The organism is Bradyrhizobium sp. 25ACV (assembly GCF_054863005.1).
Map to the genome: position 1 here is coordinate 14,593 of NZ_JAVAYO010000018.1, position 21,922 is coordinate 36,514.

General features: G+C 65.0%; 15 protein-coding genes, 2 tRNA genes and 1 pseudogene. 2 read left to right on the forward strand and 16 right to left on the reverse strand.

Going from position 1 to position 21,922, the window contains the following annotated elements:
• Positions 1-9 precede the first annotated feature (9 nt).
• From RAD04_RS31725 to RAD04_RS31750, 6 genes are all read right to left on the reverse strand, one after another.
• Positions 10-84, reverse strand: a tRNA-Asn gene (locus RAD04_RS31725).
• Between the two features lie 136 nt (positions 85-220).
• Positions 221-409, reverse strand: coding sequence for a hypothetical protein (locus tag RAD04_RS31730; protein ID WP_461626941.1), 189 nt, complete (start codon positions 407-409; stop codon positions 221-223).
• Between the two features lie 391 nt (positions 410-800).
• A complete protein-coding gene (locus tag RAD04_RS31735) occupies positions 801-2,495 on the reverse strand; it encodes a flotillin family protein (RefSeq protein WP_461626942.1) in 1,695 nt (564 codons plus the stop codon).
• Positions 2,496-2,517: 22 nt separating this feature from the next.
• Complete coding sequence (locus RAD04_RS31740) at positions 2,518-3,177, reverse strand: OB-fold-containig protein (RefSeq protein WP_461626943.1); 660 nt, start codon at positions 3,175-3,177, stop codon at positions 2,518-2,520.
• A gap of 10 nt (positions 3,178-3,187) precedes the next feature.
• Positions 3,188-4,351 carry a PspA/IM30 family protein gene (locus RAD04_RS31745; protein ID WP_461626944.1) on the reverse strand — a complete coding sequence of 388 codons (1,164 nt, stop codon included), beginning with the start codon at positions 4,349-4,351 and terminating at the stop codon, positions 3,188-3,190.
• 556 nt (positions 4,352-4,907) lie between these two features.
• Complete coding sequence (locus RAD04_RS31750; RefSeq protein ID WP_461626945.1) at positions 4,908-5,168, reverse strand: hypothetical protein; 261 nt, start codon at positions 5,166-5,168, stop codon at positions 4,908-4,910.
• A gap of 264 nt (positions 5,169-5,432) precedes the next feature.
• On the opposite strand from RAD04_RS31750, the gene RAD04_RS31755 reads away from it, so the two are divergent.
• Positions 5,433-5,630, forward strand: coding sequence for a hypothetical protein (locus tag RAD04_RS31755; protein ID WP_018320410.1), 198 nt, complete (start codon positions 5,433-5,435; stop codon positions 5,628-5,630).
• 72 nt (positions 5,631-5,702) lie between these two features.
• On the opposite strand, the gene RAD04_RS31760 is transcribed toward RAD04_RS31755, so the two are convergent.
• The 9 genes and pseudogenes from RAD04_RS31760 to RAD04_RS31800 all read right to left on the reverse strand — a co-directional run bounded on the left by RAD04_RS31760 (position 5,703) and on the right by RAD04_RS31800 (position 17,849).
• Positions 5,703-5,849 carry a hypothetical protein gene (locus RAD04_RS31760; protein WP_461626946.1) on the reverse strand — a complete coding sequence of 49 codons (147 nt, stop codon included), beginning with the start codon at positions 5,847-5,849 and terminating at the stop codon, positions 5,703-5,705.
• Between the two features lie 200 nt (positions 5,850-6,049).
• Positions 6,050-6,123: transfer RNA gene (locus tag RAD04_RS31765), tRNA-Cys, on the reverse strand.
• A gap of 97 nt (positions 6,124-6,220) precedes the next feature.
• A pseudogene (locus tag RAD04_RS31770) lies at positions 6,221-6,826 on the reverse strand (ABC transporter ATP-binding protein); the annotation flags it as partial.
• Positions 6,827-6,989: 163 nt separating this feature from the next.
• A complete protein-coding gene (locus tag RAD04_RS31775; protein WP_461626947.1) occupies positions 6,990-7,868 on the reverse strand; it encodes an ABC transporter permease in 879 nt (292 codons plus the stop codon).
• 37 nt (positions 7,869-7,905) lie between these two features.
• On the reverse strand, positions 7,906-8,643 hold the full coding sequence (locus tag RAD04_RS31780; protein WP_461626948.1) for a tRNA-uridine aminocarboxypropyltransferase: 738 nt from the start codon (positions 8,641-8,643) through the stop codon (positions 7,906-7,908).
• A 37-nt stretch (positions 8,644-8,680) separates the two neighbouring features.
• Complete coding sequence (locus RAD04_RS31785) at positions 8,681-11,785, reverse strand: efflux RND transporter permease subunit (protein ID WP_461626949.1); 3,105 nt, start codon at positions 11,783-11,785, stop codon at positions 8,681-8,683.
• The gene (locus RAD04_RS31790; RefSeq protein WP_461626950.1) at positions 11,785-14,934 is read right to left on the reverse strand and encodes an efflux RND transporter permease subunit; all 3,150 of its coding nucleotides are present in this window, start codon (positions 14,932-14,934) and stop codon (positions 11,785-11,787) included. The genes RAD04_RS31785 and RAD04_RS31790 overlap by 1 nt, the downstream gene beginning before the upstream one ends.
• 37 nt (positions 14,935-14,971) lie before the next feature.
• Positions 14,972-16,375 (reverse strand): efflux RND transporter periplasmic adaptor subunit, encoded by a 1,404-nt coding sequence (locus RAD04_RS31795; protein ID WP_461626951.1) that lies wholly within the window; start codon positions 16,373-16,375, stop codon positions 14,972-14,974.
• Complete coding sequence (locus RAD04_RS31800; RefSeq protein ID WP_461626952.1) at positions 16,365-17,849, reverse strand: efflux transporter outer membrane subunit; 1,485 nt, start codon at positions 17,847-17,849, stop codon at positions 16,365-16,367. Before RAD04_RS31800 ends, RAD04_RS31795 begins: the two co-directional genes overlap by 11 nt.
• A gap of 701 nt (positions 17,850-18,550) precedes the next feature.
• Between RAD04_RS31800 and RAD04_RS31805 the strand changes: the two genes are divergently transcribed.
• Entirely contained in the window at positions 18,551-19,585 is a 1,035-nt protein-coding gene (locus RAD04_RS31805) for a cysteine synthase A (RefSeq protein ID WP_461626953.1), read from the forward strand.
• A gap of 60 nt (positions 19,586-19,645) precedes the next feature.
• Here the strand turns inward: RAD04_RS31805 and RAD04_RS31810 are convergent, their stop codons facing one another.
• The gene (locus tag RAD04_RS31810; protein ID WP_461626954.1) at positions 19,646-21,886 is read right to left on the reverse strand and encodes an O-linked N-acetylglucosamine transferase, SPINDLY family protein; all 2,241 of its coding nucleotides are present in this window, start codon (positions 21,884-21,886) and stop codon (positions 19,646-19,648) included.
• Between the last annotated feature and the right edge of the window lie 36 nt (positions 21,887-21,922).

Here is a 21,922-nt window from a genome sequence, read left to right on the forward strand (position 1 = left end):
GGAAGGATTTGGCTCCCCGGGCTGGATTCGAACCAGCGACCATCCGATTAACAGTCGGATGCTCTACCGCTGAGCTACCGAGGAAAAGGCGAACCAGTCGTTCGCGCGCGGCTGCGTATAACAAAGCCGCTTGCGCTTGCAAAGGACGAATTCGTCATCATCCGCAAAGCGCCGGAGGAAGGCCGGGACGCCCCCTCCTCCGGGCCGTGTCGGCCAAAGGCTATTCGGCGAGGAACGAGGTGGTCTTGGTGCCGGGATCGTAGCGCAGCCGAAGCGCGGTCATCTTGCAGAGGTTGACGTTTTTCCAGAGCACGGCTTCGTCGTAGCTCTGCCAGTCGACGCGGATGTTCCAGACGCAGCCCTCGTCGTCCTCGTCGAACTCGACATAGGTGCTGGCCTGGTTCTGCAAAACCTTCTCGAGTTCATTGTCCCATTCGTCCAGGCCATCGTCCGGCGCGTTGAAGCCCAGGAATTTAATTTGATGGCATAGCCGGTCTCGTTGACGACGGTGACGTTGCGGGCATCGGCTGCGAACGAGGGCATGGCGGCAATCGAAAGGCCGATCGCGATCAGTCCAGACAGAAAATATTTCATATGAAATTCCCCGATCGAAACAGGCTTCAGCCCCTGGCGTCGATCGGCGCAGGCGCCGCGGCAACCAATGGTGTTGCCTTGGAAGGTTCGTCCGGAGTGCGATCGAAAGGTTCAAGACGATCGATCGGCACTCCGGCACGTTGCGCGACGCGAGACGCGCTCAACCTGTTTATCGATTCGAATTCTCCGCAGCAATGAACGGGCATTCATAGATCGGCGGTGTTGGTCTTCTCCGGCAACGGCGCCGGCACGGCGGCGCCGTTGCTCTTGCCGGTCACGGCTCCGACCAGCGCCTTCACGGGATCGTCGCCGGGCGCAAAGCCGCTCTGGCGCAGGATCTCGTCGATCATCGGACGCAGCGCGTGCACCTTGAGAAGCTCGCCGGCGAGTCCCTCGCCGAAGCCGACATTGCCTCCGCCGGCGCCGTTGCCGCCGAACGCGCCGCCGGTGTGCAGGATACGGACGTCCTTGAGGTTGGCGATCGGCTTGACCATCTCGGCCAGCGCCGACGGCATCGTCTCGATCCGCTTCTTGGCGATCTCGAAGTCGATGACGTTAGCGCCGAGCTTGTTCTGCGCCTCGTTCTTCATGGTGATGACGGCTGCCTCGGCCTCACCGATGTTGCGCACGCCCACGGCCTTGATCTTGTTGGACTCGGCTTCGGCCGTGGCCAGCGTCTTCACGGCCTCGGCGCGATCAAGCGAGGCCTTCTTCTCGGCTTCGGCCGCGACGATCAGCTCGGTCGATTTGCGCTCGGCCTCGGTCCGCGCGGCCAGCACCTGGGTGAGACGGGCACGATCGGCGACCTCGACCGCGCGTGCGGTCACGACCTTTTCCTCCGCGGAGACCGCGATCGCTTCGGCGGTCTTGGCCTCGGCAACGGCCTCCGAGGTCTGCTTGCTCTTGGAGGCGATCTGGATCTCGTTCTCCTGGGTCGCGATCTGGATCTCGCGCTGGGCGTCGGTCTTGCGCTTGTTGATCGCCAGATCGGACTCGATCACCGCGGTTTCCTTGACCTGCTTGGCCCCCGCCTCCTTCTCGGCGACCGCCCTGTCGGTATCGATGCGGGCATTCTCCTCGGTGAGGCGCGCGGTCTGCGTGGCGGTTGCGACCTCGGCGCGGGTGCTCGCGGTCTTGTTGGCGATGTCGCGCTCCTGCGACAGCTCGGCTTCCTTTTTGGTTCGCTCGATGCCGAGGGTCTGCTGCCGCGCCTCGAGGTCCTTCTGGGCGATCGCCACCTCGTTGTCGCGCACGATGGCGTTGCGGTCGCGCCGGCGTGTCTCGGTGACGGTCTTGAGCTGGGTGAGACCTTCTGCGTCGAAGAAGTTTTCCGGGTTGAAGAACTTGACGTCGGTCTGGTCGAGCTTCGTGAGCGACACGGATTCAAGTTCGAGGCCGTTGGATTTGACGTCGGATTCGACTGTCGCCTGCACATGTTTGACGAAGTCCGAGCGTTTCTCCTGGAGCTCCAGGATGCTCATGGTCGCCGCCACCGAGCGCAGGCCGTCGACGAATTTGGCCTCGACCTGGTTTCGCAGCGCTTCGGCGTCATTGGTCAGTGCGCCCAGCGTCTGGCTCGCAAGCGCGATACTCTCGTCGTCGGGGCGGACGCGCACGTAGAATTCGGCGACGATGTCGACGCGCAGCCGGTCCTTGGTGATGAGGGATTCCCGCTCCTTGCGTTCCACGGTGAGCCGCAGCGTCTTCAGATTGACGCTGGCATAGGAGTGGAAGATCGGCAGGATCATGGCGCCGCCGTCGAGCACGACCTTCTTGCCGCCGAGGCCGGTGCGCACGAAGGCCTCGTCGCGGGTGGCGCGCTTGTAGAGAATGGTGAAGACGATCCCGAGGACGACGATCAGCGCGACGCCGATCATGGCCGGGACTGCGATGTCGAACATGATGCTCTCCGATAATGACTTGCTAGCTGTTTAGAGTAGGCTTGGAAGGTTTGAGTTCATCGTCGGCCTTGACCGCCACGAAGCGGGTGCCGTCGCGATCGACCAGCAGGACCATGGTTCCCTGTGGCAGGGGCGATGACGCCGGCGCCGCAACCGCCCAGACGAAATGGCGGTTGCCGTGGACGTCGGCGACGCTGACGCGGCCGGGCGGTCCCTGGTCGAGCGGGCCGATGACGACCTCACCGATGCGGCCGACGAGATCCCCTAAGCCCACGGCATAGCTTTCATCCTTGGGAATGACCCGCGCGATCGCCCTGCTGGCAGCGCGGACCACCGGAACCGAGATCACGACGGCCCCCACCGAGGCGACTGTTGCCGGCAAGGGCCCCGCAACCATTCGCGCGATGTCCTGGATCAGGAAGCCCGTGATTGAGAAGGCGCCGAGCAGCAGCAGCAGGAAGATCAGAAGCGGCACGCCGCCGACATTGATCCAGGAAATGGCGTTGATCACGCCATTGTCGCTGGGGTGACCGAAATCGATGTTGGTGCCGAGCATTTCGCTCAAGGAAGCCCCGACCAGCATCGAGACCACTTCGATCGAGCCGACGATGAGGATCATGGCCGCCGCGATCGCGAACGGCCTGACCTCCGGCGACATGACGTGTTCGAGCAGAGCGCTCATGACACGGTACTCAGGAACGCGACTTCAACCGCGCGAGCCTCGCCGCAATTTCCTTGTCGCGATGCAGCGTGCTGAGCTCGTCGATATCGCTCGAATAGGGAATGCCCGGCGGCACGCCGGTGGCGCGTGCCACCGCCCTGCCCGCCCGCAGCGCCTTCGCTGCCGCAGAGCCGCCGCCCTGTTTTCGGGATGACGTCGAGGCCTGATGGTTTGCCGCCGCCTCGCTCTTTTCGAGATCGGCACGGCGCTGCTCGGCGTCCTGGAGCGCAGACAGCACCGCGCGCAACGAGGTGATGCATTGCTCGATCTTCTCGTTATTCTCGTCGATGGCCCGGGAGAGCACATCGAACTGCGCCTCCAGATCCATCTGCCGCGCGATGCCGGCGCGGGCGAGATCGTCGCGGCTGTCAGCGATTGCGCCCTCGATCTTGGGCGCGAGATCGGACATCTCGCGTTCGATCTCGGTACGGCGCGCGTTGAGGCGATATTCCTCGGCACGCGCGGCGGCGAGCGCGTCGCGCGCTTCGCTCTCGGCGCGCTCGATCTCGCGGATGGCCTGGCTGACCACTTTCAGCTTATTCTTGCCCTCCGCCTGCTCGATCGCGTCATAGGCGATCCCGGCGATCAGGCGTCCGACCCGGGACAGGAAATTTTCGGGAGCGGCAGCGATGGTATCCATGGCGTTCTCCTCCTCTGGCAGATTGTTCGGCGTGACGCCGTAGTGAACTTCAAAGCCGTCGTCGGTGCGGATGAGGCGCGCGGGCACACTTTGCCCCCAGCCCTCGGCATAGCCGGCATAATCGAAGGGCACGCTGAAGCGTCCCTCGACGGTCGCGATTGAAATGGTGGCCGGCCCCTTGATCTTGGCGAGCTTGTCGTCGAGCGGCAGACGGCGGCCCTGCGCCGCGCGATACTCGGTGCGGTCACGCAGGCCCAGCGTCACCAGGCGCGAGGGCAGCGCGGTCTGTTTGCGGATCGGGTCATAGGCGTGGGCATGCAGCAGGACGACATTGGAGCCGACATTGTGGCTCCGCGCGACCTCATCGAGGATCTCCATCATGCGGTCATAAGCCCTAAACGTCGCCTCCAGCGCGGCCTTGGCGGCCGGATCAGGGGCAAGCCTGTAACGCAGCGCTGACGGCGCGTTTCGGGGCGACTGGCTCATGGAAAGCACTAAAGCACCATTTTGGTGCTTTAGGAAGAGGAGGCGTAATCACGTTTCCCTGACCCTCATGCACGCTATCTATTGGTCGTTGTGCCCGGGACGCGCGTTCAAACCGGGCGTTCACCCCTAGATCACACCCGATCAAGACTTCTTGCACGCGCGGGTTGCAATTTGAGACGAAATGCTGGGAGCGTTCGGCAAGCCCAGTCACCCACTTGCTCAGCCTTGGTGTCCCGGACGCGCAGCAGCGTTCTCACGCTGCTGCGCAGAGCCGAGGACCCAGCTAGCCGCGCGACTTGCCGTCGCATGGGCCCCGGCTCTGCAGCGCATCACTTCGTGCTGCGCGGCGTCCGGGGCACGAGGCTGGGGTTGAGGCGCCGGTCTCTCTCCACGTCGTCATTACGAGGAGCCCTTGCGACGAAGCAAGCGGCGGACGAGTCGCTGCGCTCACCCGGGCTACGGAGCACCCGTTGGTCCACAGCCTGTCCGCAGCATATCCACAGGGCCGGTATCGCGAATTCGTCAGCCGACGCGAGCCACTTGCTGCGCACACATCCACAGGTCCTTAGCTGCCGGCCTGATCGAACACGCTGCGGCAGGCTTCGCTCAGGCTCGAGCGGTTGCGCCGCAGGCACGCCGTGATGGCGCGGACGTTGGGGATTTCGCCGGCGCAGAGCCGGTAGACATCGGGCGTGCAGGCCCGGCGCTGTTCGGCTGTCCCCTGCGCGTGGGCGGCGGATGCAAACAGCGTCAGGAACAACCCGACCGTGGAGGCGCGGCGCGCCCGGCTCTTTACACCCGCAAACCGCAAGAACCTCGCCTTCATGACCAGTCTCCCGTTCGCCCTGCCCGCTCTCCGGCCTGCATTGGGCCACTAGGCGAAGGGGGTTAAGGGAAATAAACCGCCGAGGATGTGATCTCTTTCACACTGCCGGCGCAGCGGAGGAACCTAGGGTTTCCCAGGGGATTTTTTACAAACCGCTAACCAATCGGGACCCGATCGCCGGATCGTTAAAATGCGAACGATCCGCTCAACCGGGTAACAAACCGGCTTTGCGACATTGCGCCGTCCGCGTTCTGCGAGGGTGCGATGAGAAGCGAAGCCGAATTCAACTTGTTGCTGGATGCCGTCCGGGACGCCATGGTCATTGAAGACTTTGCTCCCGCGCCGGAGGAGGAATTCGTGCCCCGCTCGTGGAGTTTTCACGCGACGCCCAAAGCCGCCAATGACAATGAGGGCGCCTGGCCCCTCCTGCCGTTCCCCGACGGCTGGTACGCGGCCTGCTGAAGCTGCTTTCATCGTGAGCCGTAGCGCCCGCCTCGCGGGCGCTTCGCCGTAGGTGAAGCCCTGCTGCGCCGATCAGGTCTTGATGCGTTCCTCGCCATCCTGCGGCACCCGGTCGGGTGCGGCCGATGGAAAGATGCTGTCATAGATCGCGCGAGCCTTGCGAATGAGGCGGGCCCGCTCCAGCTCGGATTTCGGGACAAATCGGACGATGTCGCCCACGGGTGCTCCAGCGCTCGTGGATGTCGGTCGCATCGCTTCGCCGATGCGAAGTCTATGCCAACGGGCGTGAATCGGGGGTTCCAGCGAGCTCCGGACAAACCCGGTGATCGATCGGCCTCTCACGTCGGCAGAACGTTGCGCGCAGCATCAGCGAAGCCGGCGGCGAGATCGAATTGTGCTGGGAGATCAGAGGGATATGATGGAGGCCACGACCAGAATTGAACTGGTGTACACGGTTTTGCAGACCGTTGCGTAACCACTCCGCCACGTGGCCCCGTAAGGCCGGAGCAATATAGGGGATGAAGGGTTTAGGCAACCGCCTTCGTCCGATTTTGGCTGGAGGCCGCCCCGTCAGCGGGACCTTCGAACCGCTACGCCTTCTTCCCGCCGGACCCCGCCAGATATTGCGCGAGAATCGTATCGGTTGCGCCGGCCGCGATGATCTTCCCCTGCTCCAGCAGGATCGCCCGGTTGCAGGTGCTCTGGATCAGCTCGATGTCATGCGAGGCGAGCACCAGGATGCCGGCGCGGGCGACGATCTCATCCAATCGCTGCCGCGCCTTCTTGCGGAATTGCTGGTCGCCGACGCCGATCCATTCGTCGAGCAGCACGATCTCGCCCTCGACCGCGGTTGCGACCGCAAAGATCAGGCGCAGCATCATGCCGCTGGAATAGGTGCGTAGCGGCAGGTCGAGCCGGTCGCCGAGCTCGGTGAACTCGGCAATCTCCGCCCGCCGCGCGTCGATCTCGGCCCGCCGCGCGCCGATCACGAGCCCCCGCCGCATGATGTTCTCGTAACCGGTCGCTTCCTCGTCGAAGCCGGCCTGCAGATCGAACAGCGACAGGCAGCGGCCGCGTACGTCGATGCTGCCCGCCGTCGGATGATAGATGCCGGCGAGAACCCGCAGCAGCGTGGTCTTGCCGGCACCATTGGCACCGATGATGGCGAGGCGGTCGCCGGCGCGGATATCGAGGCTGACCTCGTTCAACGCCGTGATGAGGTGCGAGACCGCCGCCTTCCGGCGCAGCGTCACGGCGCCGACGAACCGGCTGCGCAGCGAGCGATCGCGAAACGACAGCACCGGAAATGTGACCGAGACGTCGCGTAGCACGATGTGGGCCGTCCTGGTCATGCGCGCATCACAGCCAATACGCCACGCGATGGCGGTATTTTGCGTAGCAACCGAGGCCGATGACGGCCACGATGATCGCATAGAGGGCCCCTAGCAGCCATTGCTCCGCATCGGTCGGCTGCGACAACAGCGGCCGGCGCACCAGATCGAGCAGCGTCGCGAACGGATTGACCCGCGTCAGCCAGTGAAACGCGGTGCCGCGCGCGCTGTCCTCGGTCCAGATGATCGGCGTGAGAAAGAAGACGAATTGCAGGCCGCTGACGATCGCCGAACCGATGTCGCGAAACCGCGCGCAGAGCATGCCGAGTGCGACCGAGCCGCCGAGCAGCGCGAGGAACAGGATCGCAAAGCCGGGCACCGCGAGCAGCATGGTCCAGTGCAGCGGCCAGGGCATCACGAGGTAGAGCAGCACGACGATCACCAAATGATGCGCGAAGATGAGGACGTTGCGCGCGATCATCTGGAGGACATGAACGATCAGCGGCGCCGGCACCGCCTTGATGAGATGGCCGGACGCCACGAAGATGTTGGAGCCCTCCTGGAGCGTCGCGGCGATCAGGGTCCAGACGATCAGGCCGACCGCGAAGGACGGCAGGAAGGTGGCGATGTCCTGCTTGAACAGGGCCGCATAGACCGTGCCGACACTTGCGATCGTCGCGGCCAGCGTCAGCGTGATCCAGAGCGGGCCGATCACGGTCCGGCGGTAGCGCAGCGAAATGTCCATCAGCGCGAGCGTGCCCCAACGATCGGGCCGCGCCGCCTGTGCCAGGATTTCCTTCGCTGCGAGCTGAATACGACTGCCCCTCAGGTTCTCGATCTCCAATGCCGCAACAGGAGAGCAGATCGCGACCGGTTTCGGCTGATCGTCTCTAGACGCCCAGCCCACGCGGTGCAATCGACCGTACAGATGATGTGGGCCGAAGTCAGGCTCGTTTGCGCCGCCGAAAGTCGCGCCGGCCCTTCGGGGCAGGCTTGGGCGCCAATTCCGGCATCTCGGCCTGGACCTCGCGGTAGCGTATTAACAGGCGTTCAAAGCTCGCATTCAGCGTCTCGGCGATGTCAGGACGCCGCTCGAGCCCGGCGAGAATCGTCGCCGCGGCCTCGATGGTGGAGAGCCCATCCTTGCGCGGCTCCTTGCGCAGACGGCCATAGCGCGAGGGGTGCGCCGGGTTGAGAATGACGCGCTGGCATTTCAGCATCCAGGGATTGCGCCACCACAGCGCCTTGGCCTGGCTCCAGGTGCCGTCGAGCAGCACGACGCCTTCGAGCTTGCCGAGGATCCCGCGCTGGTTCTCCGCGACCTCGCCCTTGCGGTTGAGCGCGACGATCTCGGCTTCCGCCTCGAGATCGGCGGCGCGGGCCGAGCCGAGATAGAGCACGGCCCAACGCGCGGCATTCTCCACCGGCTGTCCCAGCGCCTTGGACAGGCTCGGCCAGGACAGGCCGACCCGCACCGTGGCATCGGCAAAATGCCCGGCAAGCAGGCGCGCGGTGCCGAGCGCCCTGTCCTGCTCCTGCGGATGCTGCAGGATCAGGAGGGACAGTCGATTTTCAATCGGCGTGACGCTGTCGCAGATGCACAGCGGCATCGGCTTCTGGCAATGCGGGCACTCGGGGATCGGATCGGCCGGCGCGGCGGCCGTATCTGGCGGGTTCGACATGGGCGCCGCTATACGCTTGATGCGGCGCTTCAACAACCTATTCCGCCGGCGCAGGCACCGAACGCGGCTCCGACCGCCGCCGCAGGCGGTCGATCAAGAGGTAGATCACGGGCGTGGTGTAGAGCGTCAGGATCTGCGAGACGAACAGGCCGCCGATGATGGTGATGCCGAGCGGACGGCGCAGCTCCGTGCCGGGGCCGGTCGCCACCACGAGCGGAATGCCGGCGAACAGTGCCGCCATGGTCGTCATCAGGATCGGGCGGAAGCGCGCCTGGCAGGCCTCGAAGATCGCCTCCGCCGAGGACAGGCCGCGCTGGCGTTCGGCGTCGAGTGCGAAATCCACCATCATGATGCCATTCTTCTTGACGATGCCGATCAAGAGGATGATGCCGACGAAGGCAATCACCGTCAGCGGCGTGTTGGTGAGCTGCAAGGCGAGCAGCGCCCCTAACCCGGCCGAGGGCAGCGTCGAGATGATGGTGAGCGGGTGGGCGAGGCTCTCATAGAGCACCCCGAGCACGATATACATCGCCACCAGCGCGCCGAGGATCAGGAGCGGCTGGCGGCCGCTGGTCTTGGCGAAGTCGCCGGCATTGCCGTCGAAGCTGCCGCGGATGCCCTCGGGCATGTGCAGCTCCTCCACCGCCCGCTGGATGTTCTGGGTCGCTGCCTGAAGCTGCACGTCCGGCAGCAGGTTGAACGAGACCGTCGTCGAGGGAAACGACTGCGAGTGATAGACCGCGAGCGCGGCCAACCCACGCGTCGCATGCACCACGGCCGACAGCGGCACCTGCGCGTCGCCCGCTCCGGCAACGTAGATGCGCTCGAGGTTGGAGGGATCGACCTGGAATTTCGGATCGATCTCCAGCACGGTCATGTACTGGTTGCGCTGGGTGTAGATGATCGAGATCTGCCGCTGCGAAAAAGCGTTGTTCAGCCCGTTGTCGATGTCCTGAACCTTGACGCCGAGTGCCGAGGCCTTTTGGCGATCGATATTCAGGGTCAACTGAAGTCCGCCGGGATCGCGGTCGCTGGAGATGTCGGTGATGCCCTCGACGCTCTCCATGCGCTTCGCCACGATCGGCGCCCATTTCTGCAACAGGCCGAGGTCGGTGCTGGTCAGCGTGTACTGGAAGTCGGAATCGCTCTGCCGCCCGCCGGCACGGACGTCCTGGGCGGCGAACATGAAGAGGCGGATTCCCGGCACGGGGTACAGCGCTCGCCTCAGACGGTCGATCACGACCTGCGTCGAGACGTGGTCGCGCTCCTCCGGCGGCTTCAGGCTGATATACATGACGCCGCGGTTAGAGGTCGCTCCCCCAGGCCCGCCGCCGGCGCCGACGGTCGAGCCGATGCCGGCCACGGCCGGATCCTGCATCACGATGTCGGCGAGCCGCTGCTGGAGACCGAGCATCGACTGGAACGAGATGTCGGCCGAGGCGCGCGTCGCGCCGATCACGAAGCCGGAATCGTCGGTCGGAAAATAGCCCTTGGGGACCTTGATGTAGAGCGTCACGGTGAGGCCGATGGTGGCGAAGAACACCAGCAGCGTCGCCAGCGGATAGTCCAGCACGGTGCGCAAGGTTCGGGCGTAGAAGGCGACGATGCGCGACAGCGAGCCCTCGATCACCCGATCGAACAGCGTCGCCGTGCCGGACGGGGTCTGCCGGATGTAATGGGCGCAGATCATCGGCGTGACCGTGAGCGACACCAGCGTCGAGACCAGGATGGCGAAGGTCAGCGTCAGCGAGAACTCGCGCAGCAGGCGGCCGACGATTCCGTCCATGAAGATCAGCGGCGTGAACGCCGCGATCAGCGACAGGCTGATCGAGACCACGGTGAAGCCGATCTGCTTCGCGCCCTCCTGCGCCGCCCGGAACGGCCGCATGCCGTGCTCGAGATTGCGGTACATGTTCTCAATCATGACGATGGCGTCGTCGACCACGAAGCCGACGGAGATCGCGAGCGCCATCAGCGACAGATTATCGATCGAGAAGCCCGCGACCCACATGCCGGCGCAGGTTCCGGCCAGCGCCAGCGGCACCGAGATGCCGGCCGCGATCGTCGGCGTCAGCCTGCGCAGGAACACGAACACCACGACCATCACCAGGACCGCGGTCGCCAGCAATGTCCACTGCATGTCGAGCACGCTGGCGCGGATGGTGCCGGTGCGGTCGACCAGGGTGGAGATCTCGACACCGGCCGGAATCCACTGCTTCAGCTGGGGGACCAGCGCCTTCACCCTATCGACGGTATCGATGACGTTGGCATCGCCTTGCTTGGTGATCTGGATCAGCACCGCGGGCTGCTTGTTGAACCAGGCGATCGAGCGGGCGTTGCGGACGGAATCCTCGATGTCGGCGACGTCGGACAGCCGCACGAAATTGCCGTTGGCGCTCTTGATGACGATGTCGCGGAACTCTTTCGCCGTGCGCATCTGCTTGTTGAGTGCCAGCGTCTCGCTCTGGCGCTCGCCGTTGAAGATGCCGACGGGGCCGAGCGGGTTGGCATTGACGATCGCGGTCCTGACGTCGTCGGTGGCGATGCCGGCGTTCGACAGCGCGACGGGGTTGAGCTGGACCCGCACGGCCGGCTGGTCGGCGCCTGACACCGTGACGTCGCCGACTCCAGGCACCTGCGAGATGCGCTGCGCCAGCACCGTGTCGGCGACGTCGTAAATCGCGCTGGCGGATAGCGTCTTCGAGGTCAGCGCCAGCACGAAGACGGGCGCGCCAGCGGTGTTGGCCTTGCGGAAGCGCGGCAGCGTCGGCAGGTCGCTCGGCAGATCGACCATCGCGGCGTTGATCGCCGCCTGCACGTCGCGCGCGGCCTTGTCGATGTTGCGGCCGATGTCGAACTGGAGCTGGATGCTGGTATTGCCGAGCGTCGAGGTCGAGGTGATCTGGTTGATGCCCGATATCTCGCCGAGCCGCCGCTCCAGTGGTGAAGCCACCGTGGCCGCCATCACCGACGGGTCGGCGCCGGGTCGGCTGGCCGAGACGAAGATGGCGGGGAAGTCGACGTTCGGGACCGAGGCGACGGGAAGGAAATCGTAGGCGACCACACCCAGCAGGAACAACCCGATCGACAGCAGCGTGGTGGCAACCGGGCGGCGGATGAAGGGCTCCGAGATCGATGCCATCACTGCATCCCCTCGGTTGCGCCGGCCACCGGCGGGCCGCCGGATTCGGCCGGCGGCAGCGCCTGCTCGAGGCGGCGGTTGATGCGGTCGAGCGCGAGATAGATCACGGGCGTGGTGTAGAGCGTCAGCAATTGGCTGAGCAGCAAGCCGCCGATGATGGAGATGCCGAGCGGGAAGCGCAGCTCGGCGCCGGTGCCGCTCTCGATCGCCAGCGGCAAGGCGCCGAACAGCGCCGCGAGCGTCGTCATCATGATGGGACGGAAGCGCAACAGGCAGGCCTGCACGATCGCCTCGTTCGGCGACATGCCCTGCCCGCGCTCGGCCTCGAGCGCGAAGTCGATCATCATGATCGCGTTCTTCTTGACGATGCCCATCAACAGGATGATGCCGATCAGGCCGATCACCGAGAGGTCCTGCCCGCACAACACCAGCGCCAGGATCGCCCCGACGCCGGCCGAGGGCAGCGTCGACAGGATCGTGATCGGGTGGATGTAGCTCTCATAGAGCACGCCGAGCACGATGTAGATCGTGATCACGGCCGCGAGCAGCAGCCAGGGTTGTCCCGCCAGCGCCTTGGCGAATTCGGCGGCATCGCCGGCATAGACGCCGACGATGCTGTTGGGCATTTCGATCCGGGTCTCGATCGCTTTCACGGCGTCGACGGCATCGCCGAGTGCGGCGCCCGGCGCGAGATTGAAGCTGAGCGACACAGACGGGAATTGCGCTTGGTGCGAGATCGCGAGCGGCGCCGTGGTGCGCTTCAGCGTCGCCACGGCCGACAGCGGCACCTGGGCGTTGGGCGCGCCGACGGTGGAACTCGCAGCGCCCGGCAGATAGAGTTTTGACAAGATCGAGGGATCGCGCTGGTACATCGGCAGCGCCTCCAGCACCACGCGGTACTGGTTGGCCTGGCCGTAGATGGTCGAGATCTGGCGCTGCGCGAAGGCGTCGTTCAGCGTATCGGTGATGCCTTGCAGGCTGACGCCGAGCTGGCCCGCGCGGGTGCGATCGACGTCGAGTTGCGCCCGCAGGCCGCCTTCCTGCGCCTCCGAGGAGACGTCGCGGAACAAGGGATCGCGACGCATCTCCGTAACCAGCTTGCGCGCCCATTCCGATACCAGCGCCGCATCGGTACCAGTCAGCGTGTACTGGTATTGCGAGCGGCTCGACTGGGTCGAGATCTGCACGTCCTGCACCGGCTGGAAATAGACGGTCATGCCGGGAATGCCCGCCACCCGCTGCTTCAGCCGGGTCACGACCACGCTGACATCATCCCGCCGCTCGCCGCGCGGCTTCAAGGTCATGACGAGCCGGCCGACATTGGTGGTCGGATTGACCGAGCCTGCGCCGATCACCGAGACCACGCCGATCACGTCAGGGTCCGCCTTGATGGTGTCGGCGACCTCGCCCTGCCGCTTCTGCATCTCCGCGAACGACACGTCGGGCCCGGCCTCCGTCACGGCCGTGATCGAGGCGGTGTCCTGCAGCGGCAGGAAGCCTTTTGGCGCAACGACGTAGAGGACGAGGGTCGCAATCAGCGTGGCGAAGGTCACGACCAGCGTGGCGCGCTGGCGCTCCAGCACCCACAGCAGCGTCCGATGATAGGCCTCGACGGTGCGGTCGATGAAGCGGCTGATGGCGGCCAGCCCCGGCACCGCCAGCTCCTCATGGGCGTGCTTGAGCAGGCGTGAGCACATCATCGGCGTCAGCGTCAGCGAGACCACGGCCGAGGTCACCACCGCGATCGTCAAGGTCAGCGCGAATTCGCGGAACATGCGCCCGACGAGGCCGGACATGAACAGCAGCGGGATGAACACCGCGATCAGCGACACCGTCAGCGAGATCACGGTGAAGCCGATCTCGCTGGCGCCCTTCAGCGAGGCCTCCATCGGCCCGTCGCCGTTCTCCATGTGGCGGACGATGTTCTCGATCATGACGATGGCGTCGTCGACGACGAAGCCGGTGCCGATCGTCAGCGCCATCAGCGACAGATTGTCGAGGCTGAAGCCGGCGAAATACATGATGCCGAAGCTGGTGATCAGCGACAGCGGCAGCGCCACGCCTGCGATCAGGGTGGCCCGCAGCGAGCGCAGGAACAGCAGCACCACCAGCGTCACCAGCACGACGCTGAGGACCAGCGTGAACTGTACGTCGTGGACCGAGGCGCGGATGGTCACGGTGCGGTCGGAGACGATGGTGAGGTTCACGCCTGCCGGGATCGCGCGCTGCACCTTGGGGATTTCGGCGCGGATCTGGCTGACGACGTCGATGACGTTGGCACCGGGCTGGCGCTGGATGTCGATGATGACGGCGGGCGTGCCCTGGTACCAGCCGCCGGTGCGATCGTTCTCGAGGCCATCGACGATCTGCGCGACGTCGGCGATGGTGACCGGCGAGCCGTTGCGGTAGGCGATGATGACGGGTTTGTAGGCGTCAGCGGCGGCGATCTGGTCGTTGGCCGCGATGATGTAAGATTGCTGCGCACCGTCGAGCGAGCCTTTCGGCCCGGAGACGTTGGCATTGGCGATTGCGGTGCGCAGATCTTCCATGGCGATGCCATAGGCGGCAAGCCGCGCCAGATCGGCCTGGATGCGCACGGCGGGCTTCAGCCCGCCGAGCACCGAAACGCGCCCGACGCCGGAAATCTGGCTCAGCCGTTGCGCCAGAAGCGTGTCGGCAATGTCGCTCATCGCCCGCAGCGAGATCGTGTCGGAACGCAGCGCCAGCGTCATCACCGGCGCGTCCGCCGGGTTCACCTTGGCGTAGGTCGGCGGATACGGCAGCGTCTTGGGCAGCACGCCCGCCGCGGCGTTGATCGCAGCCTGCACGTCCTGGGTCGCGCCGTCGATGTCGCGGTTGAGATCGAACTGCAACGAGATCTGGCTGACGCCGAACGAGCTCGTCGAGTTCATCGCGGACAGCGACGGGATCTGGCCGAGTTGCCGCTCCAAGGGCGCCGTGATCAGCGAGGCGATCACGTCGGGGCTCGCGCCCGGAAGCTGCGTGGTCACCTGCACGGTCGGGAAATCGACCTGCGGCAGCGCCGAGACCGGCAGCGCGAAATAGCCCAGCAGCCCGCCGATCAGCAGCGCGATGCCGAGCAGCGAGGTCGCGATGGGACGGCGGATGAAGGGTTCGGAGACACCCATGGGATCTGCCTGCCGCTTCAAGCGGCTGTTGTCGGGATCATGGCTGCTTGGCTCCACTTCCCGATGCCCCCGGCCCCGGAGCCGGCCCGGTCTGCCCCTTCTGGTCGCCTTCGCTGCTCTTGCGCTTGGCGCGGAACTCGCCGTCCTTACCCTGTCCGTCCTTCTGGTGCTCCTTCTGCCCTTCCTTGGCACCATCCTTCTTCTGGGCGTCGGGCCCCCGCGAGCGCTTGCGCGGGGCGAGATCGGCCGACGGGGTCTGGTCGTCGCGGCCGATGGTCACCTTGGAGCCGTCGGACAGATTGGCAAAGCCCGTGGTGACGACCCGGTCGGTGGCTGACAGGCCGCTGGCGATCACGGCGTCATGCTCGTTCTGCTGGGTCACCGTCACGGGCTTGGCCGAGACGATATTGTCCTCGCCGATGACATAGCTGAACGTCCCGATCGGGCCGCGCTGCACGGCCGAGGTCGGCACCACCAGTGCCTGCGTCAGCGTCTCGACCTTGAGACGGACATTGACGAACTGGCCCGGCCAGAGCTGGTAATTGGCGTTGGGAAACTCCGCCTTGAGCTTGAGCGTGCCGGTGGTCTGGTCGACCTGGTTGTCGATGCCGGTGAGCTTGCCGGTATCGATCACGGTGACGCCGTCATTGCCGAACACGTCGACCGCCAGCGAACCCTTCGACGCCGCGGCGTTGACGCGCATGATCTGTTGCTGCGGCAGGCTGAACCACACCGCGATCGGCTGCAATTGCGTGATCACCACGAGGCCGGTGGTGTCGGCGGCATGGATGATGTTGCCCTGATCGACCTGGCGCAGGCCGGCTCGCCCCGAGAGCGGCGCCACGATCTTGGTGTAGCTCAGCGTCGCCGCCGCGTTGTCGATCGCGGCCTGATCGGCCTTGACCAGCGCCTCGGTCTGCGCGACCAGCGCGCGCTGGGTGTCGGCCTGCTGCTTGGAGCCGGCGTTGGAGGCAGCGAGCTGCTCGTACCGTGTCAGGTCGATGCGCTGGTTGGCGAGCTGGGCCTGGTCCTGCGCCTTCTTGGCGACCGCCTGGTCGTAGGTGGCCTGATAGAGCGCAGGATCGATCTCGCCGAGCACGTCGCCCTTCTTGACGTCCTGCCCTTCCGTAAAATTCACGGCAATCAGCTTGCCGTCGACCTGCGAGCGCACGGTCACGGTGTTGAGCGCGCGGATCGCGCCGACGCCGTCGAGATAGACCGGAACGTCCTGAACGCGGGGCGTCGCCGCCAGCACGGGCACCGGCAGGTCCGGCCGCGCGTTGCGGTCGGCAGCCGGCTTCTGGTGCATCGCGTTCCAGCCGAGATAGCCGAGGCCGCCAAGGATCGCGAGCGTGATCAGGGTCATGACGAAACCGCGGCCGCGCGACTTCTTCGCCGTCCCCTCCTTCGCGTCCTGCTTGGTATCCGGCTTAAAGAGCATTGACCGGTTTCTCCATTCGCGGCTCCCAGCCGCCGCCGAGCGCCTGATACAGGCTGACGATGGCGAGCAAGCGGGCCAGTTGCGCCTGTGACAGCGCGTCTTCCGCCTGGAACAGGGTCAGTTGAGTGTTGAGCACGGTCACGATGTCGGCGGTGCCGGCGCGCAATTGCTGCTCGGAGAGATCGAAGGCGCGGCGCGAGGCGACGACGACGTCGCGCTGCAATTGCAGCTTGATCGTGGTCTGCTTGATCGAGAACAGTGCGTTGTCGACGTCCGCGAAAGACTGGATGATGGTCTTGCGGTAGGTCTGGAGCATTTCGTCCTGCCGCGCCTTGGCGAACTCGAAATTGCCGAGGATCTTGCCGCCGTCGAAGATCGGCTGCGTGGCGCTGCCGACGAGCTGGAAAAAGGCCGCATGGGGCTGGAACAGCGAGACCAGGGCCGAGCTCTGATAGCCGCCATTGCCGGTGAGCTGAATGGTCGGAAAGAACTGAGCACGGGCATTGCCGATATTCGCCGTCGCCGAGGCGAGCTGCGCCTCCTGCCGGCGGATGTCGGGCCGCTGCGTCAGCAGCTCCGAAGGCAGGCCGGGCGTGACGCGCGGGATCGCGATCCGGTCCAGCGAGCCGCCAAGCACGCGCACGCTTTCCGGCGGGCGCGAAACCAGCACGGCGAGCGCGTTGACGTTCTGGTCCAGCGTCTGGCGCAGCGGCGGCACCAGGGCCTTCTGGTTGGCAAGCACGCTCTCCTGCTGGGCGACGTCGAGATCGGTGCCGGTGCCGGCCTTGCGCCGCTCCCTGACCGCATCGAGGATGCGCTGCGCGCTCGCAATGTTGCGCTGTGAGGTTCTGATACGATCCTGCGAGGCCAGCACCTGGAAATAGGCGTTGGCAACGGCCGCCAGCGTCGTCAGCGCGACGGTGTCGCGGTCAAAGCGATTGGCGTTCGCGGTCTCTTCCGCCGATTGCAGCGCATCGCGATTCTGGCCCCAGAAGTCGAGCTGATAGCTCGCGCTCAGCGAAGCCGAATAATTGACGACCTCGCGGCCGCCGATGGAGAGGCCGGACGCGCTCGAGCCCGAGGTGCGCGAATAGGTTTCCGATCCGCCTGTCGAGACGCTCGGCAGCAGCGCCGCACCCGCCTGCCGCGCCTGGGCGTCGGCCTGGACGATGCGCGCAACGGCGGCGGCGATGTCGAGGTTGACGGTCTGCGCCTCCTCCATCAGCTGCGTCAGCTCCGCGGAGCGGAAGCCGCGCCACCAATCCAGTGACGGCGGCGCATCACCCTTGCCCGCATATTTGTACTGCGTGGGAACGTCGAGGGCGGGATCGGGAAGATCCTGGGTCAGCACGCAAGCACCCGAACCGGCGGCGAGGCACAACACCGCAATCCAGCGCGTCGCGCGCAGCGTCCGGGATGCAGAACCTTCAGACCGCCGCACGGCGATCGCAGGAACATCCTGTGTCACATCCATCCCCCACCGGGCAGATCGAACCGCCGCGCAGCCGGATTAACCGATTCGCGGCGGGACAGTCGGGGGGCTTTGGACAACTCGTTCACAGCGGCGATGCTTTCTGCGGAACCTCGAAAACCATACTAGCCGGGCGCCGAACTGCGGGACAGTCCCGCAGTTGCGAGATGGCCACGCCAACGAAGTGGAAGCGAACCGCTCGAAATTCAAAAGACGGCTGTCTCGCAGGGATTTTTCTCATTCTGAAACATTGGGATACACGATCAAGCTTACCAAGATTTCATGTGATATTGCTGCCACAGCGGCACCAGGGCCTTTCCATCCGACCGGACCACGCCCCGCCTCAGTCGCGCCCTGGCTGAGTAATCTCACAAGCCCGTCAATCGCGGGAGAGAAAGCCGTTCCTCGGGCCGATATGATTCGGCCATCCGGGCGGAGAAGCCTCGGCCTTGGAAAAAGTTTGCCGCGAGTTGGCTGGTCACGACTGTCATCTTCCCTGGCCGGACGGAGCGCGGGGATTTCCTCCTACCGACATCCCGGCTTATGGCCGAGCGCATCGTCGCCGGGCGCGCCTCTTGGGAATATTGCTGTTTGAGCAGAGGTTTCGCTCGGTTTCGCCGCAGCGCAAAAGCCTTCCCCTTTGGCCTCCCAAGCACTACGTTCTCGCCAACCAGATCAACCCCCTTGGTAGCGATTTCCCTGACATGACCATTCGAAATGACGTTGTCGAAGCCATCGGCAACACCCCGCTGATCAAGCTGAAGCGCGCCTCGGAACTGACCGGCTGCACCATTCTTGGCAAGGCCGAGTTCATGAATCCCGGCCAGTCGGTCAAGGACCGCGCCGGCAAATGGATGATCCTGGAGGCCGAGACGCGCGGTGAGCTCAAGCCGGGCGGTCTCGTGGTGGAAGCGACCGCCGGCAATACCGGCATCGGGCTTGCGGTCGTCGCGAGCGCGCGCGGCTACCGTACCCTGATCGTGATCCCGGAAACGCAGAGCCAGGAGAAGAAGGACTTCCTGAAGCTGTGCGGGGCCGAGCTGATCGAGGTGCCGGCCCTGCCCTACGCCAATCCCAACAACTACCAGCATGTCGGTCGCCGTCTTGCTGACGAGCTGCGCAAGACCGAACCGAACGGCGTGTTGTTCGCCGATCAGTGGAACAACCTCGACAATGCCAAGGCGCATTACGAGTCCACGGGCCCCGAAATCTGGGAGCAGACCGGCGGTAAGGTCGACGGCTTCGTCTGCTCGGTCGGCAGCGGGGGCACGCTGGCCGGCATCAGCCGTTACTTGAAAGAGAAGAACAAGAACGTGCGGATCGCATGCGCCGATCCGCACGGCGCCGGCATGTATGAATACTTCAGGACCGGCGATCCCAAGGCGACGCCGGGTGGCTCGATCACCGAGGGCATCGGCCTCAACCGGGCGACCGCCATCGTGGAGACCGCGAAGGTCGATGATGCCTATCTCATTCCCGATGCCGAAGCTGTCGGCGTGATCTACGAGCTGCTGCAGCACGAGGGCCTGTGCCTCGGCGGCTCGACCGGTGTCAACATCGTGGGCGCAATGCGCCTCGCCAAACAGCTCGGGCCCGGCAAGACCATCGTCACCGTGCTGTGCGATTCCGGCAGCCGCTATCAGTCGAAGCTGTTCAACGCGGACTTCATGCGCGCCAAGAACCTGCCGGTGCCGGAATGGTTGGAGAAGCGCAGCAATATCAAGCCGCCCTTCGTGTGATCGTCACGCGCCCCTCGAGTCGGGGACGCGGGTCCACAACGTCAGCACCGTTCGGCCGGTTTACGCGACCTCGCCGCGCTCCGCAGCAGCGGCGCAATAGTCGCGCCAGAACCGGCGATAGCCCTCCTCGACCCTGTGCGTGTAGATCTCGACATTGCCAGCTGGCGAGGCCGCGATCCGAGCCGGCAGGCCCGCACGCAACTTCGCCAGATACTCGGGCTGCGACGCAAATCTGCGGGCGATCTCGACATAGCCCTCGTCATCCTCGGCGACCCAGTCGTTAAGCCCGACCGCCGCCACGATGGCGCCGCCGGCGCGCGACGAGGCGCCGTGACCGAGCTTGGCCACGACAGGAACGCCCGCATAGAGGGATTCCCAGGTGCTGATGCCGCCATTCTGCGGGAATGGATCGAGCGAAATATCGACTTGCGCGAAGGTCCGCAGATGATCCGCCCGCCCTGACGAGCCCAGGCAGGTGATGTTCTGTTCGGGGATGCCCTGGTTCACGAGCCGCGCAAGCAGGCCGTCGCGCACCATGGGATCGTCAAGCAGCGTATGTTTGACGATGATCTTCGATCCGATCACCTCGCGCATCACCTTCGACCACACCCGGATCGCCTCGTCCGAGATCTTGTTGACGCGGTTGAACACGCCGAAAGTGACATGGCCGTTGCGAAGCATGGGAAGCTCCGAAGGCGGCACGTCCAGGATCGGATCGATGGTGTTGAGACACGGCAGGTCAAAGACCTTTTCGGCCAGCATATGCCGTGCCGATTGCGGAATGAAGACGGGGTCCGCGAGCACATAGTCCATGGTCTGCATGCCCGTGCCCGTCGCGTGTCCGAATCCGGTGGCCTGTATTGGAGCCGGCTTCCGCGCGAAGACCTGCAGCCTGTTGCCGGTCGTGTGGCCCGAAACGTCGATCAGAATATCGACATTGTCGGCCTGAATGCGATCGGCGAGCTCGTCGTCCGAAAGCTGCCATGCATCGACCCAGACGTCCGCCAGCGACTTGAATTTGGCGGTCATCTCATCTCGTGACGGCGAGCACGAATAGCAGATGATCTTGAAGTTGGTGTGATCATGATGGCGCAGCACCGGCAGCAAAGTCAGCCCCGCCGAGTGCTGTCGGAATTCGGTAGCGACATAGCCGACCACAATCCGCTTGTCCGGATCAAGCGGTCGCTTCGGCAGAGTCCGCCGCAGTATCCTGGAGCCGATTAAGTCCCACCAATCCCGTCGCACCGCCTGCTGGAGCGCGAAATCGGCCTCAGCACGGAAGTCCTGCAAGAAGATCTTGCCCCGGATCGCATCCTCATAGTCCGGCCGGATCGCCAGCGCGCGATTGAGATATGCGATAGCGGCGTCCATGTCTCCCTGGTTCGAATGAGCAAAGCCCATCAGCGCCAGCCCCGTCTCCGAGCGCGGATTTCGCTCGATCAAGGCCGCAGCGGCCGCCATCGCCTGCGCCGTCTTTCCCATCACGAGGCAGGCCTGTGCCTTGCCCCGGAGAGCCAGTTCGAGCTTGGGCGAAATCGCAAGCGCCGCATCGAAATCGGCAACCGCCGGTTCCAGACGCTGCAGCTCGTAATTGAGCCGCCCGCGTTGCGCCAATATCTTCGCCGAACCGGGCCTGATCACGAGCGCCGCTGCGAGAGCAGCTTCCGCATCATCGTAATGCTTGAGCTCGAGGCCGACTACGGCTTTGCCGACGAGCGCCTCGACATGGCGCGGCTGAAACAGCAGCGCGCGCTCGAAGCTTTGCATGGCAGGGGCAAACCGGCCCAGCGCCAGCTCGGCCAAACCACGATTGCAGAGTGCATCGGCATAATCGGGCTTCAGCTTGAGGGCGCGATCGTACAGTTCGATCGCCTGTTCGGGCAGGTTCATCTGGAGCGAGGTATTGCCGAGGCCTACCAGGGCCGGCAGAAAATTCGGCTTCAGCGCGATCGCCTTCTCCTGGGATGCACGGGCGGCCTCAAAATTTTGAAGGGCCAGGTGAACAGCCGCGAGATTGTTGTGGGCCTCGTGCGAGCGAGGATCGATCGCGATCGCGCGCTCGAGCAGCTGTTGCGCCTCCTCCAGGCGCCCGCCGTGTTGCGCGCTCAGGCCGAGCAGATGCACAGCGTCGAAATGATCTGGAACGACCTGCAGGATCTGACGGCAGAGTGCCTCGGTCTCCGCATATCTGCCCTGGCCATAGGCGCTCGCCGCGGCAGAGATGATCGCGTCGGCCTGCTTCTTCAGTTTCTTCTGCAACCGCGCATTCTGGAATGCGCGCGCGCCGGCGCTGCTCTGCAAGGTGTCTCTCCGGAAGATGGCCTGCCGCGAGTCTAA

Bases quoted from the DNA above. Each gene is read 5' to 3' on its own strand.
- RAD04_RS31735 (WP_461626942.1), bottom strand. From the start codon at position 2,495: ATGTTCGACATCGCAGTCCCGGCCATGATCGGCGTCGCGCTGATCGTC.
- RAD04_RS31740 (WP_461626943.1), bottom strand. From the start codon at position 3,177: ATGAGCGCTCTGCTCGAACACGTCATGTCGCCGGAGGTCAGGCCGTTC.
- RAD04_RS31750 (WP_461626945.1), bottom strand. From the start codon at position 5,168: ATGAAGGCGAGGTTCTTGCGGTTTGCGGGTGTAAAGAGCCGGGCGCGC.
- RAD04_RS31755 (WP_018320410.1), top strand. From the start codon at position 5,433: ATGAGAAGCGAAGCCGAATTCAACTTGTTGCTGGATGCCGTCCGGGAC.
- RAD04_RS31780 (WP_461626948.1), bottom strand. From the start codon at position 8,643: ATGTCGAACCCGCCAGATACGGCCGCCGCGCCGGCCGATCCGATCCCC.
- RAD04_RS31785 (WP_461626949.1), bottom strand. From the start codon at position 11,785: ATGGCATCGATCTCGGAGCCCTTCATCCGCCGCCCGGTTGCCACCACG.
- RAD04_RS31790 (WP_461626950.1), bottom strand. From the start codon at position 14,934: ATGGGTGTCTCCGAACCCTTCATCCGCCGTCCCATCGCGACCTCGCTG.
- RAD04_RS31795 (WP_461626951.1), bottom strand. From the start codon at position 16,375: ATGCTCTTTAAGCCGGATACCAAGCAGGACGCGAAGGAGGGGACGGCG.
- RAD04_RS31800 (WP_461626952.1), bottom strand. From the start codon at position 17,849: ATGGATGTGACACAGGATGTTCCTGCGATCGCCGTGCGGCGGTCTGAA.
- RAD04_RS31805 (WP_461626953.1), top strand. From the start codon at position 18,551: ATGACCATTCGAAATGACGTTGTCGAAGCCATCGGCAACACCCCGCTG.